The organism is Chitinophaga sp., from assembly GCF_036566945.1.
In the GTDB taxonomy this organism is placed as follows: Bacteria; Bacteroidota; Bacteroidia; order Chitinophagales; family Chitinophagaceae; genus Chitinophaga.
Genome location: NZ_DATCVJ010000768.1, coordinates 1 through 16,022 on the forward strand (window position 1 = coordinate 1; position 16,022 = coordinate 16,022).

General features: G+C 45.0%; 11 protein-coding genes and 1 tRNA gene. 10 read left to right on the forward strand and 2 right to left on the reverse strand.

Annotated features, from left to right (window positions below):
• Positions 1-3 precede the first annotated feature (3 nt).
• Positions 4-1,299: an argininosuccinate lyase gene (gene argH, locus VIP81_RS23125; RefSeq protein ID WP_331966983.1), complete on the forward strand. Its 1,296-nt coding sequence runs from the start codon at positions 4-6 to the stop codon at positions 1,297-1,299.
• Between the two features lie 66 nt (positions 1,300-1,365).
• Here the strand turns inward: argH and VIP81_RS23130 are convergent, their stop codons facing one another.
• Entirely contained in the window at positions 1,366-1,905 is a 540-nt protein-coding gene (locus VIP81_RS23130; RefSeq protein WP_331966961.1) for an RNA polymerase sigma-70 factor, read from the reverse strand.
• Between the two features lie 172 nt (positions 1,906-2,077).
• On the opposite strand from VIP81_RS23130, the gene VIP81_RS23135 reads away from it, so the two are divergent.
• From VIP81_RS23135 to VIP81_RS23150, 4 genes are all read left to right on the forward strand, one after another.
• Positions 2,078-3,067, forward strand: coding sequence for a FecR family protein (locus VIP81_RS23135; protein ID WP_331966963.1), 990 nt, complete (start codon positions 2,078-2,080; stop codon positions 3,065-3,067).
• A 182-nt stretch (positions 3,068-3,249) separates the two neighbouring features.
• Complete coding sequence (locus tag VIP81_RS23140; protein ID WP_331966965.1) at positions 3,250-6,405, forward strand: TonB-dependent receptor; 3,156 nt, start codon at positions 3,250-3,252, stop codon at positions 6,403-6,405.
• 18 nt (positions 6,406-6,423) lie between these two features.
• Positions 6,424-8,031 carry a RagB/SusD family nutrient uptake outer membrane protein gene (locus tag VIP81_RS23145; RefSeq protein WP_331966967.1) on the forward strand — a complete coding sequence of 536 codons (1,608 nt, stop codon included), beginning with the start codon at positions 6,424-6,426 and terminating at the stop codon, positions 8,029-8,031.
• 32 nt (positions 8,032-8,063) lie between these two features.
• Positions 8,064-9,872, forward strand: coding sequence for an alpha-L-fucosidase (locus tag VIP81_RS23150; RefSeq protein WP_331966970.1), 1,809 nt, complete (start codon positions 8,064-8,066; stop codon positions 9,870-9,872).
• Positions 9,873-9,993: 121 nt separating this feature from the next.
• Here VIP81_RS23150 and VIP81_RS23155 read toward each other — a convergent pair whose 3' ends face one another.
• Positions 9,994-12,369, reverse strand: a complete 2,376-nt coding sequence (locus VIP81_RS23155; RefSeq protein ID WP_331966972.1) for a TonB-dependent receptor — start codon at positions 12,367-12,369, stop codon at positions 9,994-9,996.
• Positions 12,370-12,695: 326 nt separating this feature from the next.
• Here VIP81_RS23155 and VIP81_RS23160 point away from each other — a divergent pair, with 326 nt between their 5' ends.
• From VIP81_RS23160 to VIP81_RS23180, 5 genes are all read left to right on the forward strand, one after another.
• Positions 12,696-13,103: a single-stranded DNA-binding protein gene (locus tag VIP81_RS23160; RefSeq protein WP_331966974.1), complete on the forward strand. Its 408-nt coding sequence runs from the start codon at positions 12,696-12,698 to the stop codon at positions 13,101-13,103.
• 110 nt (positions 13,104-13,213) lie between these two features.
• A tRNA-Met gene (locus VIP81_RS23165) sits at positions 13,214-13,285 on the forward strand.
• A gap of 103 nt (positions 13,286-13,388) precedes the next feature.
• Positions 13,389-14,258: a GTPase Era gene (gene era, locus VIP81_RS23170; protein WP_331966976.1), complete on the forward strand. Its 870-nt coding sequence runs from the start codon at positions 13,389-13,391 to the stop codon at positions 14,256-14,258.
• Between the two features lie 57 nt (positions 14,259-14,315).
• Positions 14,316-15,629, forward strand: a complete 1,314-nt coding sequence (gene der / locus VIP81_RS23175; RefSeq protein WP_331966978.1) for a ribosome biogenesis GTPase Der — start codon at positions 14,316-14,318, stop codon at positions 15,627-15,629.
• A gap of 90 nt (positions 15,630-15,719) precedes the next feature.
• A complete protein-coding gene (locus VIP81_RS23180; RefSeq protein ID WP_331966981.1) occupies positions 15,720-15,908 on the forward strand; it encodes a hypothetical protein in 189 nt (62 codons plus the stop codon).
• Positions 15,909-16,022: the final 114 nt, after the last annotated feature.

The following is a 16,022-nucleotide window of genomic DNA, read 5'->3' on the forward strand; positions in this document are numbered from 1 at the left end:
GCGGTGGAACAGTTCACCGTTGGAAAGGACCGTGAGATGGATGCTTTCCTGGCGCCGTTCGACGTGCTGGGCTCTATGGCGCACATCACCATGCTGCAAAGTATTGGATTGCTGGAAGCGGTCGAACTGACTGTGTTAAAACAGGAACTGAAAAAGATCTACGAGGAAATACAAGCCGGTGATTTTAAGCTGGAAGATGGCGTAGAAGATATTCACTCACAGGTAGAATTATTGCTGACCCGCCGTCTGGGTGAAGTAGGCAAGAAGATCCACAGTGGCCGTTCCCGGAACGACCAGGTGTTAGTAGATCTGAAGCTCTACTTGCGTCACGAGTTGCAAACAATGGTAGAAGAAGTGCTGGCACTGTTTCACCTGTTACAGCAACAAAGCGAAAAATACAAAGCACACCTGATCCCCGGTTATACCCATCTGCAAATCGCAATGCCATCCTCTTTCGGATTATGGTTTGGTGCTTATGCAGAAAGCCTGGTAGATGATCTGACCATGTTACAGGGCGCCTATAAAGTGGTGAATAAAAATCCGCTTGGCTCTGCTGCAGGCTATGGTTCTTCGTTCCCCCTTGACCGTGAGTTGACTACTGCATTGCTGGGTTTTGACACGCTGAACTACAACGTAGTATATGCGCAAATGGGCCGTGGTAAAACGGAAAAAATAGTTTCTTTTGCACTGGCAGGTATCGCCTCTACCATTGCTAAAATGGCCATGGATGCGTGTTTATTTATGAATCAGAATTTCGGGTTTATCAGTTTCCCTGATGAACTGACCACTGGTTCGAGCATCATGCCGCATAAAAAGAATCCGGATGTATGGGAACTGATCCGCTCACATGGTAATAAGCTGCAGGCATTGCCCAATGAAATTGCTATGATGATCACCAACCTGCCTTCCGGCTACCACCGTGATCTGCAGCTGTTGAAAGAAAATTTATTCCCTGCATTTCAAACGCTGAAAGACTGTATCCGTATGAGTCGTCTGATGCTGGAAAATATCCGCATCAAGGAAAATATACTGGATGATAGTAAGTATCAATATCTCTTCAGTGTGGAAGTAGTGAATAACCTGGTATTACAGGGCACTCCATTCCGTGAAGCTTATAAGCAGGTAGGGATGGATATAGAAAACGGTACTTTCTCCCCGGAGAAAGCCGTAGCGCATACACATGCGGGTAGTATCGGTAATTTATGTACGGAACAGATTGCCGCGCAGATGGATGCAGTGATAAAAGGTTTTCCTTTTGAATCGGTGGATAAAGCGCTGGAGCAATTGCTGAATAGCTGATAATAGTCTGAATATATTTTTTCGGAAGTCCCGGTAGCCTTGCGTTGCCGGGATTTTTTATGTTGGCTATTGGATACCCAATAGCAACAACAGTAATAACAATCCATTTTCTCCCAGTTGCACACGTAATATACGCAGTGCTTTTCCAATATGTTTCTCTACGGTATTTACCGAAATATTCAGTTGTTCCGCAATTGCTTTATAGGAGAGATGCTCATACCTGCTCAGCAAAAAAGCTTCCCGGCATTTATCGGGCAATGCATGTATACAGCGTTGCAGTCTTATTTCCAGCTCCTTATTTTCCAGTTGATGTTCAATCTGGTCAAAAGGTTCCTGCTGACGGCCTATCTGTTCGCGGTGTGTCGCATGACGCAGATCTGCGCGGATAATATCGAGTATTTTATAGCGTAAAGTATTGTGGAGATATCCTCCCAGGTTTTCTGTATGCCGGATAGCTGATTTATTAATGAACAGGCTAATGAATACTTCCTGCACTACTTCTTTTGCTTCTTCTTTTGATTTTAGCCGTTTATACGCGGCGTTCAGCAGGGGTATAGCGTATTGTGCATAGATCGCATCAAATGCCCATTCCTCGCCTTGCAGCAATAGCTGGAACAGCTCTTTCTCCGTATATGCGTTGGCTTTATTAATGATAGACCCTGGTTTAAGTATTGCTAATATACTCGGTTTAATAATAAAAGAAGGTGATAAATTTTTTTTAAGAGAGATGGCGGTAACGGTTGCATTGTTCGATAAGTATATAAAGCAAAGCTAATTAATGGATAAAGATCAGTTGTTAATCCTGATTGAAAAATACCTGGATAGAGAAGCATCTGAGGCGGAAAAGAGATGGGTGGAGCAATGGTATGCCTCTTTTGAACATGCGGATGACTGGCTGGAAGCGGGTACTACAGCAGCGGCAGCGGAACAGACGGAACTGAAGCATCTCCTGAGTGCAAGGTTGTCGGGGATCGCACAGGTAGATGCGGTGAACCGGCAGGTATTTGATATCCGGCGTAGAACGTGGAAGCGTTGGGCGGTGGCCGTGGCGGCCGTATTAATAGCGGCCGCAGTGACATTGGGCGTATGGCGGTTGCCGTCTGGCAACACCAATCAGGTGGTGAAAGCGGGTTCGGTACCTCGTTACATTGTATTGCCGGATGGGAGTACCGTATGGTTGAATGCAGGGAGTACAATTACCTATGCGGCAGGATTTAGTGGCCGGAACAGGGAAGTTGACCTGGAGGGAGAAGCCTATTTCGACGTAGTACCGCAGCCAGGTAAATCTTTTCTTGTAAGATCAGGAAACCTGACTACACGGGTATTAGGAACAGCATTTTGTGTGAAAGCCTATAAAAAAGACAACATCACTGTTACCGTAGTAGCCGGAAGGGTGCAGGTGAACAGCGATGTAACGGTGATGGCTACACTGAATAAAAATGAACGTCTGCACATCAGGCCAGAGGCGGGTGTGACAGCGAGGGAGAAAATAGACAGCAACACAGTAAATGCCTGGGATACCGGCCTGCTACAGTTCGAGAAGCAGGACCTGCGCGATATTACAACGATCCTTGGTAAATGGCACGGCTATACCTTTTCATTCCGTAATCCGGCGATGGCACATTGTATTTATACCGGCAGTCTTGACCACAGTGCGTCGTTGGAAGAACAACTTAGTCTTTTAAGTGAAGTGAACAATATGACCTGGAATATGGATACTACGAAAAAAATAATATGGATCGACGGCACGGGATGCAACGAACAATGATGATCTGCTGAAAAATAAAAACCGCCTTGTCTTGTCCACAAGGCGGTGCATGTTGAGTTTAAAATTGAGTAATCTAAAACCCACACAAATCTATGCAATTTCATGTTAATGAAAGGGCGCGGAATTATATTGCCCGGAATACAGGGCTGTTCCGCGTCGTCAACCAAAATGTAATTTCAATTATGAGAATCTCCTCGCTGTTAGTGGCGATGCTTGTTACAACTGCGGCCACCTTAAAGGCTGCTGTTGCTGAAGGGCAGAAGCTCAAAGAGATGAAGTTGTCAATGAAAGCAGATCATGAGTCGCTGCTGATGGTATTACGTAAAATAGAAAGCACTACCAGTGTACGCTTTGTGTACAATGCCGCCAAAGTGAATGGCGACCAACTGGTTAGCATTGCTTTGGATAATGTTTCACTCGAAGAAGCACTGAATAACCTGTTATCAGCAAAAAATTATGGCTGGAAAGAGAAGGGTGGTAACATCATTATTTTCAGCAACGCAGCGGATACTGTGCGCCTTCACGGGCGTGTGCTGAACCGCGCAGAACCTCCGGTGGGCTTGCCAGGCGTAACGGTGGCCATTAAGGGTACCACCACCGGATTAACCACGGATGCTGATGGCTATTTTGAAATTACCGCGAAACGGAATGCAGTATTGGTATTCAGCTTTATTGGCTATAAACCACAGGAATACATTGTTACCGGTGAACAAAGGAACCTTACAGTTTCCCTGACAGAAAACGTAAGTGCACTGAATGAAGTGGTAGTAACAGGTTTTACGGAGCAAAAGGTAAAGCATCTCGCGAGTTCCGTTAGTACCATCAATATGAATAATGCCAATGGTAAGCCGGTCACGCAGCTATCGCAGGCATTACAGGGTGGTGCTACCGGTATATTTGTGACCCAACGTTCCGGACTTCCCGGCGATGATGCGGCGGCTATCAAGATACGCGGATTAGGGACTTTTCTTGGAGGTGGCCCCCTGGTGTTGGTAGATGGAGTGCCATTTGATATGAACCTGCTGGACCCCAATACGGTAGAAAGTATTACGGTATTGAAAGATGCGGCAGCAGCCTCCTTATATGGTGCCCGCGCGGGAAATGGCGTCATTATCATCACTACTAAAAGAGGCGTGGCCGGAAAACCTGTGGTGCAATACAATGCTTATGCAGGCGCACAAACCCCTTCCTATATGCCTGATTTCGTGGATGCCGCTACTTATATGCGCATGATGAATGAAGCTAATGAGAACCAGAACCCCGGCAGCGAACCGAGATTCTCTGATGATGCTATTCGAAAAACGGCTTCTCATGAAGATCCAATCAACTACCCGGATACCCGCTGGAGCGATGAGGTAATCCGTAAATCGGCTGCCATACAGGAACATTTTCTTTCCGTGGCTGGAGGAAACAGTACCGCGCGTTTTGCCATTACGGGCAACTATCTCTCCCAACAGGGAATGATTGAGAATGCCGGTTTTCAGCGTGCGTCTTTGAGAGCCAATACCAGTATGGATTTACGTAAGAATATCGTCATTTTTACGGATATGTTTATTAACCGTAATCAACGGAGAGACACCTATTCCGGTAATAACCAGATTTTAAGCTGGATGTACACTGCCCCTCCAACGGTTATCCCCAAATTTCCTGCTAAAGAAGACCGCCCGGGCTATACTTATTACGGTCTTTACGGACAAAGCTGGAATCCGGTGGCCAACCTGGAACAGGGCGGTTACAAAGAATTTCTCAGCGATGAAGCATTACTGAATCTGCGCCCCAAATGGACCATCATTCCCGGCCTCGATTTAAAAGGTCAGTTTAGCTATCGGGTATCTAACAGTGTAGAAAGCAGGAACCGGGAAACATACGTGTTTTTCGACTATAAAACAGAAGATCAGATAGGGGCTAATTTCTCACAGGATAAATCCGCTGTCACCAATAACCGTAATGGTTATTATTACCTGGGGGGTAACCTGGATTATGTGAAAAATTTTGGAAAACACAGATTGAATGCCATCGCCGGTTATTCACAGGAACTGAATAACTATGGTCCTATGACAGAAGTGTCACTGCGCTCTGTTTTTGCCAAAGGCTATTACAGTTATGATAATAAATACCTGATGGAAGTCGGCTTTCGCCGTGATGGTTCATCTCTCTTTGCAGAAGGACATAAATGGGGATATTTTCCTTCTATCGCAGCGGGCTGGAACCTGGCTGAAGAAAAGTTCATGAAACAATTCCGTTTCCTGAACCAGTTTAAATTAAGGGCATCGTACGGTATGCTGGGTAACAATAATATTGGTCCGTATCTGTATCAGTCTACTGTAGATAATGGTAACGGCAAGGAAAGCGCTAATGGTAATCCGGATATTACCTGGGAAAAAATGGCTATTACGGATATAGGCACCAACATCAGTTTGTTTAATAGTAAGCTGGATATTACGGCAGACTGGTACAACAAGAAAACAACGGATATGATTTTATATCCTCAGCCGAGTTTGACTTCCGGCTTGCTGAAAGGGCCTGCCAACGTAGGAAGCATGGTGAATAAAGGATGGGAAGTAATGGTAACCTATAAAGGTAATATAGCGCCTAAAGCATCGTTCGGCATCAGTGTAGGCGGATCTTACAATAAGTCGAAAATATTGAAGTTATCGCAACCGAGGATTATTGAAGGCGATTACATTTACCGGGAAGGGGGGGAAATGGGAGAATTTTTTGGCTTTAAAAGCAAAGGGCTGCTGCAGGAAGCAGATATCCAAAAAGGAGTACCTACTATGAGCGGACAAAAAGCCGGTGATATCAGTTATGTGGATATTGATGGAGATGGCGCTATCACCGATGCCGATAAAACTACGCTGGGCTTCACAGATCCCCATCTTACCTATTTCACCAATCTTACGCTAAGCGTGAAAAATTTTGATCTGGAAGTACTGCTGACAGGGGTAGGGAGTGTGTACCTCAAATACACCGGGCGTATTGCCATACCATTTAATACAGGAGTAGAAGGAGGAACACCACAAACCTACCAGTTGGACTACTGGACGCCAACGAATACCACCGCCCGTTTCCCGCGTTTAATACCTTCGCCGGGTAATAATGTGCAAACCTCGGATTTCTGGCAGGAAAACGCTGCTTTTGCAAGAATCAGGTATATCTCTCTGGGTTATGCAGTGCCACTACGTACCGGGCGGATCAAAAAGTTACGTTGCTATGTAAATGCGCAGAATCCATTTACGTTTTCGCGCATTAAAGTATTGGATCCGGAAAGTAAAGGCAACGAAACTACCTATCCAATTATGCGCACTTTTATTTTCGGCGTTAACGTGTCCTTCTAACTCCTCAACACAAGTAATATGAATCGCAGAATATACACCTGTTTAATAGTTTTCCTGACAAGTTTTACCGCCTGTAATAAGGATTTCCTGAGCCACGACAATCCCACTGCTACCACCGACGATAAATGGTGGAAAGTAGAAAGCGATCTTAACAATGCGCTGGCTGATTTATATACTGGTTTACCCAGTGGTACCCTGAGCAATTATGATTTTATGTCTAACTGCAGGCTTCATCTCTCAGGTGCTACTGATGAAAGCGTGTTCCGAGCTGATTTTGGTGATTGGCAAACATATGGTTCCAATTCAAATACAGCACAGTCGTGGTCTACACAGGAAATGTATCAAAAGGAATATTATTATATCCGCAATACCTGTCGTTTTTTAGAACATTACCAGACCGCTTATTCTTCACAACCAGAGAAAAAAGAAAGGATGGCTGCAGAAGTACGGGCGCTACGCGCCTGGTATCACCTGGATCTTTTTATGCTCTACGGGCCTATTGCCATAATTGACCATTCCCTGTCTGCCAATGAACAATATGTAAAACGGAATACTTCGGAAGAAGTGGTGCAATTTATCAGTTCAGAGCTGGAAAAGGCCGCTGCGGGACTGCCGGATAAATATAATCTGTCAGAACAATATCGCATTACCAAAGGCGCCTGTTATGCGATGCAAACTATCTTATACACGCAGGTGAATGACTATGCCAATGCGGCCATTACAGCAAAAAAAGTAATTGACGGCAACGCGTACCGACTCCATACCAGTCCGGATCCTAATGTAACGAACTACGCGCATTTATTTTCCAACAATGGAATAGGTAATACAGAAGCTATCTTGTTCAAAAGCCGAGGACAAAATGCGGGATTCTTCAGAAGTGCTCCCAGAAGTCTGAATGGACAAGCCTGTAACAGTCCTACCGCTGCGTTGGTAAATGCATATGAAACGCTGCAGGGGAAAACCATACAGGAGCTGGGACCAGACAGCTTCGCTATTTATGCGGCCAATCCGGAATATAAAAACAACCGGGATCCACGCCTGAAAGCAACTGTTATTGTACCCGGTGAAACTTTCTGTGGTAAAACACTGAACCCCTGGGATAACAACAGTGCAGATGTTATTGGAGGTACGCAATCAACCACCAGTGGCTATTGGGTAAAGAAGTATGTAGATCCGATCGATCAGGGTTTATACGACGGGGGACAGATGAATTTTATGATTATCCGTTATGCCGAAATATTATTGGATTATGTAGAAGCATTGATAGAAACAGGCAGACATAATGATCCGGATGTAACTACTTATCTGAATGCCATCCGTCAGCGTGCAGGCATGCCCGTAGTAGATGTGAGTATATATAATACGCCCGAAAAACTAAGAACACTGGTTCGCCGCGAACGTCAGGTAGAACTGGCCTTTGAAGGGCAACGTCTTTTTGATATCCGCCGTTGGAAGCTGGCAGAAAAAGTAATGAAAGGACCTGTGGAAGGCGCCGTAAACCCGGCTACGGGCAAACCGGTGGTGGTAGAAGTACGGGCATTCAATCCGGCAAGGGATTATCTGTGGGCAATTCCATTAGTAGAGCTGACCTCGAATCCTAATATGGTTCAAAATCCCGGGTATTAGAAAGTTTGAATTCAATATAAACAGTGCGAACAATGAAAAAACAATTTTGGAAGTTGTGTCTGCTGGGGACTGTGCTCCTGGCAGGTAATGTGGTATATGCACAAAAAGATAGTGGTTTGGTGGCCAATGCCACAGAGCCGGAAGCCATCCGGGACGCCCGTATGCGCTGGTTCAGAGATGCTCACTTTGGCATGTTTGTTCACTGGGGCCTCTATAGCGTAGCGGCAGGAGAATGGAATGGAAAAGACTATGACGGTTGTGTGGAATGGATACAGAATATGGCCAATGTACCCTCCGCGGAATATGCGGAAAAATTAACTCCACTCTTTAAACCCAAAAAAGATTTCGCGCGGGAATGGGCTAAAACAGCGAAAGATGCCGGCTGCCGCTACGTGATTTTCACCAGCAGGCATCATGAAGGATTTGCGCTGCACGACAGTAAAACTACCACCTTCGACGGCATGGACGTTACAGGAAGAGATCTGTTTCGCGAAATTGTAAATGCACTGCATGAACAGGGATTACGTGTAGGCGTTTATTTTTCGTTGGTAGACTGGCATCATCCCGACGCCTATGTAGAGCATGGCATGCCGGCACCCGGTGGTGTAAAAAATGAAGGCCGGGATAATGCAAAGTATGTAGCTTATATGCATCAGCAGGCGGAGGAGATATTCTCCAATTACGGACCTATCGATGTGGTTTGGTGGGATTATAGCTCAATGGAAATACAAGGCGAAAAATGGGGCGCTAATGCGCTGGTAGCCATGGTGAAAAAGCATCATCCCAACATCATTATGAACAATCGCCTATATGCCTTTGAACATAACAGCGAATATACCCGCGCCAATGGAGACCTGGTAACGCCCGAACAATTTATTCCTGAAACCGGCTTTAAAGGGATGGACTGGGAATCCTGTATGACCATGAATGGTACCTGGGGGTACAGTAAGAATAACCAGAAATGGCATACGGAAGAAGACCTGGTGCATAACATGATAGACATTGTTTCCAAAGGCGGTAACTACCTGTTGAATGTAGGCCCTATGGGCGATGGCACTATTCCCGGTAAAAGTATAGCATTGATGCATGGTATCGGCGACTGGATGCGTTTGAACGGAGAAGCCATTTATGGTTCCAGGGCCAATACCATTGGTAAGGTAAACTGGGGGCGTATTACTACCAAGCCTGGTAAGTTCTTCCTGCATATTTTCAACTGGCCGGCAGATAATCGCCTGCATGTACCATTAGCGCCGGATGCTGGTGTAACGCCACAGGCTTTCTTCCTGGCAGATGCCGCACATACTCCTTTAAAAATAGCCACTGATGAGCGCGGATTGTTTATAGATGTGAGCAACAAAGCATTTAGGAACAATGCTGCTACGGTGATAGAACTGGATGTTACGGGTACCTCGCTGATTGCGCAGGGTATTTACCCGGAAACAGATGGTACGTATAATTTAGTGGCGGGTGATGCCATCCTCGCTAATGGAGTGGGCTTATCTGTAGGCGAACAGGCTACCATTTACAACTGGATGACGTTGGATGGTACCGTTACCTGGAATATTAATGTGAAACAACCGGGTAAATACAAAATGATTTTAAGTACCGCCTGTACCGATGCTTCTGCCGGATCAAAGATTGCAGTAACCGCTGGAAATACTACACTCACTGGTGTGGTAAAGGGTACTGACAACAGCTGGGGCGCATACAAAGACTGGGATTTGGGTACGGTGGTATTATCGAAGAAAGGGGTGAATACTGTGCTGGTGAAAGCTTTAACCAAACCAGGTTTGGGAGTGATGAATCTTCGTGGTATCCATTTGTTGCCCGTTGAAAAATAAGCTGAAAGCAGAAAGGGAAAAGCAAAAAGCTATTGAAGCGAATGATCAGCGTTGGAAATAATATTCGCTTAGATCATTCGCTTCAATAGCTTTTTACTTTTTGCTTTCTCCTTTCAGCTTTCTACAACCCTATGGTAACCCCTGCAAAGAAATTAATCCCTGCCATTGGGTAATAATAATTATCGTACACCACGCGATTGTTCGTCAGATCGTAGCCGGAATAAGTACTGCCATTGGGCTCATATTTTGCATCAAAAATATTATTGAGCATGAACTGTAATCCCAGTTCACGGAATAACGTTTGCGGCACTACGTAGTTGATACGCAGGTTGCTCACGAAATAAGGGTCCAGGCTGCCTTCCTTATTAGACGTATTATCCATATACTGACGGCTTACATATTTACCCAGCAAATCGATGTTCAGATTTTTCACTGGCTTTACAGATAACGTTAACCCACCTACGAAAGCCGGCGAGAAGGAAATATCTGTTTTGTTGAATACCTGTGTATGTTTTTCATATGCCTCGTCGTAGGTAACGGCCTCGTAGTCCAGTACTTTATTCTGGCTCAGTGCTGCGTTGGCAGCCACGCTCACCATGTTGCCCAGTTTTACGGTACCGTTTATTTCAACACCCATGCGGTAGCTTTTGGGAATATTGGTACGCACGTAGGCACCTACATTTGTCAGCTCTCCGGTTTGTACAAGTTGATTTTTGTAGTTCATGTAATATACATTGCCTTGTATGGCCGCAATACTGTTATTCCAGGAATAGCCGGCTTCCACGTCGCGCAGTATTTCCGGTTGAGGAGTGGCTACGCCATAGTTGTTTTCAAAATCGCCGCGGTTAGGTTCTTTATGTGCAATGGCCACAGACGCAAATACGCGGTTGGTAGCGTTAATGTTGTAGGAGATACCCGCTTTGGGATTGAAGAAATTATAATTCACATGTGGCATGTATGTAGGTGCTGCTTCAAAGCCGTCCATGTTGTACATGATATTACGGTATTGCATATCCGCAAAAATGCTCAGTGCGGAAGTGATTTTATATTCTCCTTTCCAGTAGACATTAAAGTCATTTTTTGCTGCAGGATAGCGATAGTATTCATGGTCTTTTTCAAACTGGGTATCTGCCCATATTACTTTTCCGTAGTGATCGCCGGTGTATCTGTTCCAGCCGCCACCGAGGCTCCAGTTGAATTTCTCGCCGCTGCGGTTCACAGAAAATACGCTGCCATAAAAATAGTTGTCTAACCACAGCTGGTTAATCACATCGGCAGTATCTCTTTTTGCACCGTCGCTGATGTGGCTGGGAATACCATAATCGGCAAGCGGTTGAGAACCGTTGTAATTTTCATAGTAGCCACGTCCGCGGGTAAGGTGGAAGGCTACGTTGAAATTCAGGTGGGAATTAATTTCCTGGTTGAGGAATAGCTGGTAATGATCCTGCTGGTAGTTATCCGTTTGATTATCGTAAGGGCTGCCAGGTTTATCGGTGCCTGCCATGTTATACGTCCGGTCGGTATTCAGGAGGGCCTGTGGTACACCATACCATGCCTGGTATGTTTTTTCTTTTCCGGAGAAGACATTTAGCCGTATGGCTGTCTTTTTGGAAATATAGGCAGCGGAGGTATAGAAAGAGCGCAGGTCGGAGGTGGCGCGGTCTATATATCCGTCTGATGAAATTTTAGAGAGTCGGGCATCGATGGTAAAGTGATCGTTGATCAGTCCGGAACCTGCTTTCACCGTGTGTTTCCAGCTATTGAAAGAGCCGTAGCTGTTGCTGATTTCGCCGTATGCTTTTTCATTGAATTCGTTGGTGCTGAGATTAAGGGTAGCACCAAAAGCGCCGGCGCCGTTGGTGGAAGTACCTACGCCACGTTGGAGCTGAATGCTGCTGACAGAAGAGGCAAAGTCGGGCATGTTCACAAAGAAAGTTCCCTGTGATTCCGCATCATTTACGGGAATGCCGTTGACGGTGACGTTGATGCGGGTAATATCGGAACCGCGTACCCGCATGCCGGTATAGCCGATGCCGGTACCGGCGTCGGAGTTAGTCACCACACCGGGTTGCTGATCGAGTAAAATGGGCAGGTCCTGGCCCAGGTTTTCTTTCTTAATATCGGCCGCCGATATAGTGGTATTGACAAAAGGTGAATTTTTTCCTGCACGCAGGCTGCTGATTTCCACCGGTTTTACAAAGAGGGGAGATGTTTCCAGCGTAATATCTTCCTGTTGGGCATTGTTGTGTGCATTGATCGTTGTGCTGAAAGATTTAAAACCAATGAAGCTGGCGGTTAATGTATAGCTTCCTTTTTTAGGAAGCCGGATGCTGTAATGACCTTTGCTGTCGGTTAATGCGCCGGTTTGGTTGATCGCGATGGTAACACCTTCCAGTGGTTGGCCGCTGGTTTTATTGGTGACAGTACCGGTTACCAGGGATTGTGCATGTAAAGTGCCTGCTATAGATAGCAGCACTAATAACATTAGCTGTTTCATGTAAGTATGTCTGTTTTCTGTTCGTTCATTTCCTAACCAGCATTACCTGGTCCAGGTTCATTGGGTGTGATCTCAGCCTGAAAGTAAGGCACCCCATGTATTCCCGCAAAGGCGCGGAGCAGCAAAGCAGCAAAGAAAGAAGAATAGAAGTAAAACAAAAGTCCTTTGCTTCTTAGCTGCTTTGCGCCTTTGCGAGAACAAAGGTATACTTGTATATATTAAAAAGCAGAAATTATTTTTTGGGAGAAGGAAATTTGCGTAATTTCCGTGGATACTTCTCTCAATCATCTTTTATAAATTTTTAACCATTTAAATCTTTATTTCTGATGATCAAGCTTCAGTTAATCGGGCATCTTGGCCGCGATGTAGTGAAAAAAGAAGTCAACGGGGCCTCCGTTTTCAATTTCCCGGTAGCGGTAAATGAGCGTTTTAAAAATGCGCAGGGCATACTGGAGGAAAGAACCACCTGGATAGATTGCTCCTTGTGGGACAAAGGGAACGTAGCACCATATTTAACGCAGGGTGCCATGGTTTACGTAGAAGGTGCTCCAAAAGTGGAGGCTTATGTAAGCAACAGCACCGGTGCATTGTCAGGCGCTTTAAGACTCAGGGTTTTTTCGTTGCAGTTACTCAGCCGCAGGGATGAGGAAAAAAGAACAGCAACGGTAACAGAAACCCCTGTTCCTGATGCGGAACCGGTACAGGAACAGCCCGCTGACGATCTTCCATTCTAAAAGTGTATCAAGCATTCCAATATGAAAGCCAACCATTTATGGTTGGCTTTTTGTCTTTCTTTTAAAAAGATTTGGTGGGAATGAAAATAGTCCTATATTTGCACCCTCATTGCGAGGTAGAGCAGAGGTAGCTCGTCGGGCTCATAACCCGAAGGTCAGTGGTTCGAATCCGCTCCTCGCTACAAAAATAGAGCTGAAGAGCATCTAAAGATTTAAGAGCCGAAGAAATTCGGCTTTTTTTATTTCCGTAAGTTTGAGTTGTGAAAGCAGCGTTTAATTGTCATCATGCACAAAGCAGGTTTTGTAAATATTTTCGGTAAGCCCAATGCGGGGAAAAGCACATTGCTGAACGCCATTATCGGTGAAAAGCTGGCTATTATATCTCCCAAAGTGCAAACCACGCGGCATCGTATTACAGGGGTATTAACAGACCCTGCGTATCAGATCGTGTTTTCTGATACACCGGGTATTATTGATCCCAAGTATAAGTTGCACGAGAAAATGATGGGTGCGGTTAAGTCCGCCCTGGAAGACGCAGATGTGGCTTTGCTGATCATGGATGCCAAAGATTCTCTGGAAGAAAACCTGGAGATGTTTGACTCCCTCAGACTGAAAGTACCCATTATCCTGATCATCAATAAAATGGACAATATCCTCAAAGAGGAAATGGCTGTTTTAATTGAACGGGCAAAGGCCTGGGGCAAAGCCACTGCTGTAGTAGCCGTGTCTGCCATGCAGAAAAAAGGTATCAAAGAGTTGCTCGCCGAAATCGTAGCACTCTTACCAAATGCCAACGCTTTTTATCCTGACGATACACTAACGGATAAGTCTACACGCTTTTTCGTGGCAGAAATGATCCGTGAAAAAATATTCCAGTTATTCGAAGAAGAAATTCCTTATCACACCACGGTAATTGTGACGCAATTCCAGGAGAAGGATACACTGACAAAAATAACCGCAGAAATTATTGTTACCCGCGATACCCAGAAAGGAATCATTTTGGGCGAAAAGGGTAAATCGATCCGTGAGATAGGCACATTGGCCCGTCAGGACATTGAAAAATTCATAGAAAGAAAAGTATTCCTGGAACTGTTTGTGAAAGTACGCGGCAAATGGCGTGATAATGATACGTTCCTGAAGGAGTACGGATATTAATTATAGAAAATTCCTGGATATATTATTCAGGTTAGTACGACAAAATATAATAAAAAAATGGCAGGATTTACAGTAGCTATCGTGGGCCGTCCCAACGTAGGCAAGTCAACGTTGTTCAACCGTTTATTGGAACAACGTAAGGCCATCGTGGATGACCAGAGCGGTGTAACCCGTGATCGACAATATGGAGTTGCCGACTGGAATGGCAAAACCTTCAACGTAATTGATACTGGCGGATTTGTAACCAACAGTGATGATGTATTTGAGCGGGAAATCCGCAAGCAGGCGAAAGTGGCGATGGAAGAAGCCAACCTGATCATCTTTATGTGTGATGTAACTACAGGTATTACCGACCTGGATCAGGACGTAGCTAATATTCTGCGCCGTACTTCCAAACCGGTATTTGTAGTAGTCAACAAAGTAGATAACCATCAACGTCAGCTGGAAGCTACAGAGTTTTACAGCCTCGGTTTTGAACATCTTTACTTCCTCTCCTCCATGACCGGTAGCGGTACCGGTGAATTGCTGGATGAAGTAGTTACACATATTACTCCTGAAATGGGAGATGCTACCCTTGATAATGATTTGCCGAAAATCGCGATCATTGGTCAACCTAACGTGGGTAAATCATCCCTGCTGAATGCACTGGTAGGTGTAGAACGTAATATCGTTTCTGATATTGCCGGTACCACCCGTGATACCATTCACACCCGTTACAACATGTTCCAGAAAGACTTTATGCTTATCGATACCGCGGGTATCCGGCGTAAAAACAAGGTAAATGAAGACCTTGAGTTTTATTCTGTGATCCGTGCTATCAAAGCGGTAGATGAGTCTGATGTAGTGATGCTGTTGCTGGATGCCGAAAAAGGTGTTACTGCGCAGGATCTCAGCATCTTCAGTCTGGCTACCCGCAAAGGTAAAGGCATTGTCGTGCTGGTGAACAAGTGGGATATGATGGAAAAGGGCACCAACACAGCCAGAGATTATGAAAAGGAACTGAAAAAGCGCCTGGCGCCATTCTCCGATGTTCCTGTCATCTTTACTTCCGTAACAGAGAAACAACGTATTTTCAAGGCGATAGAAACCGCGCTGGAGGTATTTGATAACCGTCAACGCAGAATTCAGACTTCCGTATTGAACGAAATTCTCTTGAAAGCCATTGAAGCGTATCATCCACCGGTAGTAAGAGGTACACCTATCCGTATTAAATACGTAACGCAGTTGCCTACGCATACGCCGGCATTTGCCTTTTTCTGTAACCTGCCGGATGATGTGAAATCACCGTATCGGAACTACCTGGAAAACCAGATCCGTACGAATTTCAACTTTACTGGTGTGCCATTGAAAATATTTTTCAGACAAAAATAGCCGTTTCGCTAAAAAAGATATGACAGGATTTTGTATTTTATAAAATTTGCATACCTTTGCGGCGGTTTTAAAAAATAAAACAAACAAAAAATGAAAAAATTATTCGTATTCGCTGTTGCTGCAGGTATGTTCTTTGTAGCTTGTAACGGTGGTAGCACTCCAGCTGCTGATTCTACTGCAACTACAACTGTTGACACTATGAACGCTGCTCCAGCTGCTGCTCCAGTTGATTCTGCTGCTCACGTTGATTCTGCTGCTGCTGCAACTCCAGCTAAGTAAGAGATTATTATATCAAATAATATATCTTTCTTGCAAGAAATTAAAAGGCCCATCGCTTAGCGGTGGGCTTTTTAATTATGCGAGTTTTTGTCTTTGTTCAGGATTATACTGATT

Bases quoted from the DNA above. Each gene is read 5' to 3' on its own strand.
- VIP81_RS23135 (WP_331966963.1), top strand. From the start codon at position 2,078: ATGGATAAAGATCAGTTGTTAATCCTGATTGAAAAATACCTGGATAGA.
- era (WP_331966976.1), top strand. From the start codon at position 13,389: ATGCACAAAGCAGGTTTTGTAAATATTTTCGGTAAGCCCAATGCGGGG.
- VIP81_RS23145 (WP_331966967.1), top strand. From the start codon at position 6,424: ATGAATCGCAGAATATACACCTGTTTAATAGTTTTCCTGACAAGTTTT.
- VIP81_RS23140 (WP_331966965.1), top strand. From the start codon at position 3,250: ATGAGAATCTCCTCGCTGTTAGTGGCGATGCTTGTTACAACTGCGGCC.
- VIP81_RS23180 (WP_331966981.1), top strand. From the start codon at position 15,720: ATGAAAAAATTATTCGTATTCGCTGTTGCTGCAGGTATGTTCTTTGTA.
- der (WP_331966978.1), top strand. From the start codon at position 14,316: ATGGCAGGATTTACAGTAGCTATCGTGGGCCGTCCCAACGTAGGCAAG.
- VIP81_RS23150 (WP_331966970.1), top strand. From the start codon at position 8,064: ATGAAAAAACAATTTTGGAAGTTGTGTCTGCTGGGGACTGTGCTCCTG.
- VIP81_RS23160 (WP_331966974.1), top strand. From the start codon at position 12,696: ATGATCAAGCTTCAGTTAATCGGGCATCTTGGCCGCGATGTAGTGAAA.
- VIP81_RS23155 (WP_331966972.1), bottom strand. From the start codon at position 12,369: ATGAAACAGCTAATGTTATTAGTGCTGCTATCTATAGCAGGCACTTTA.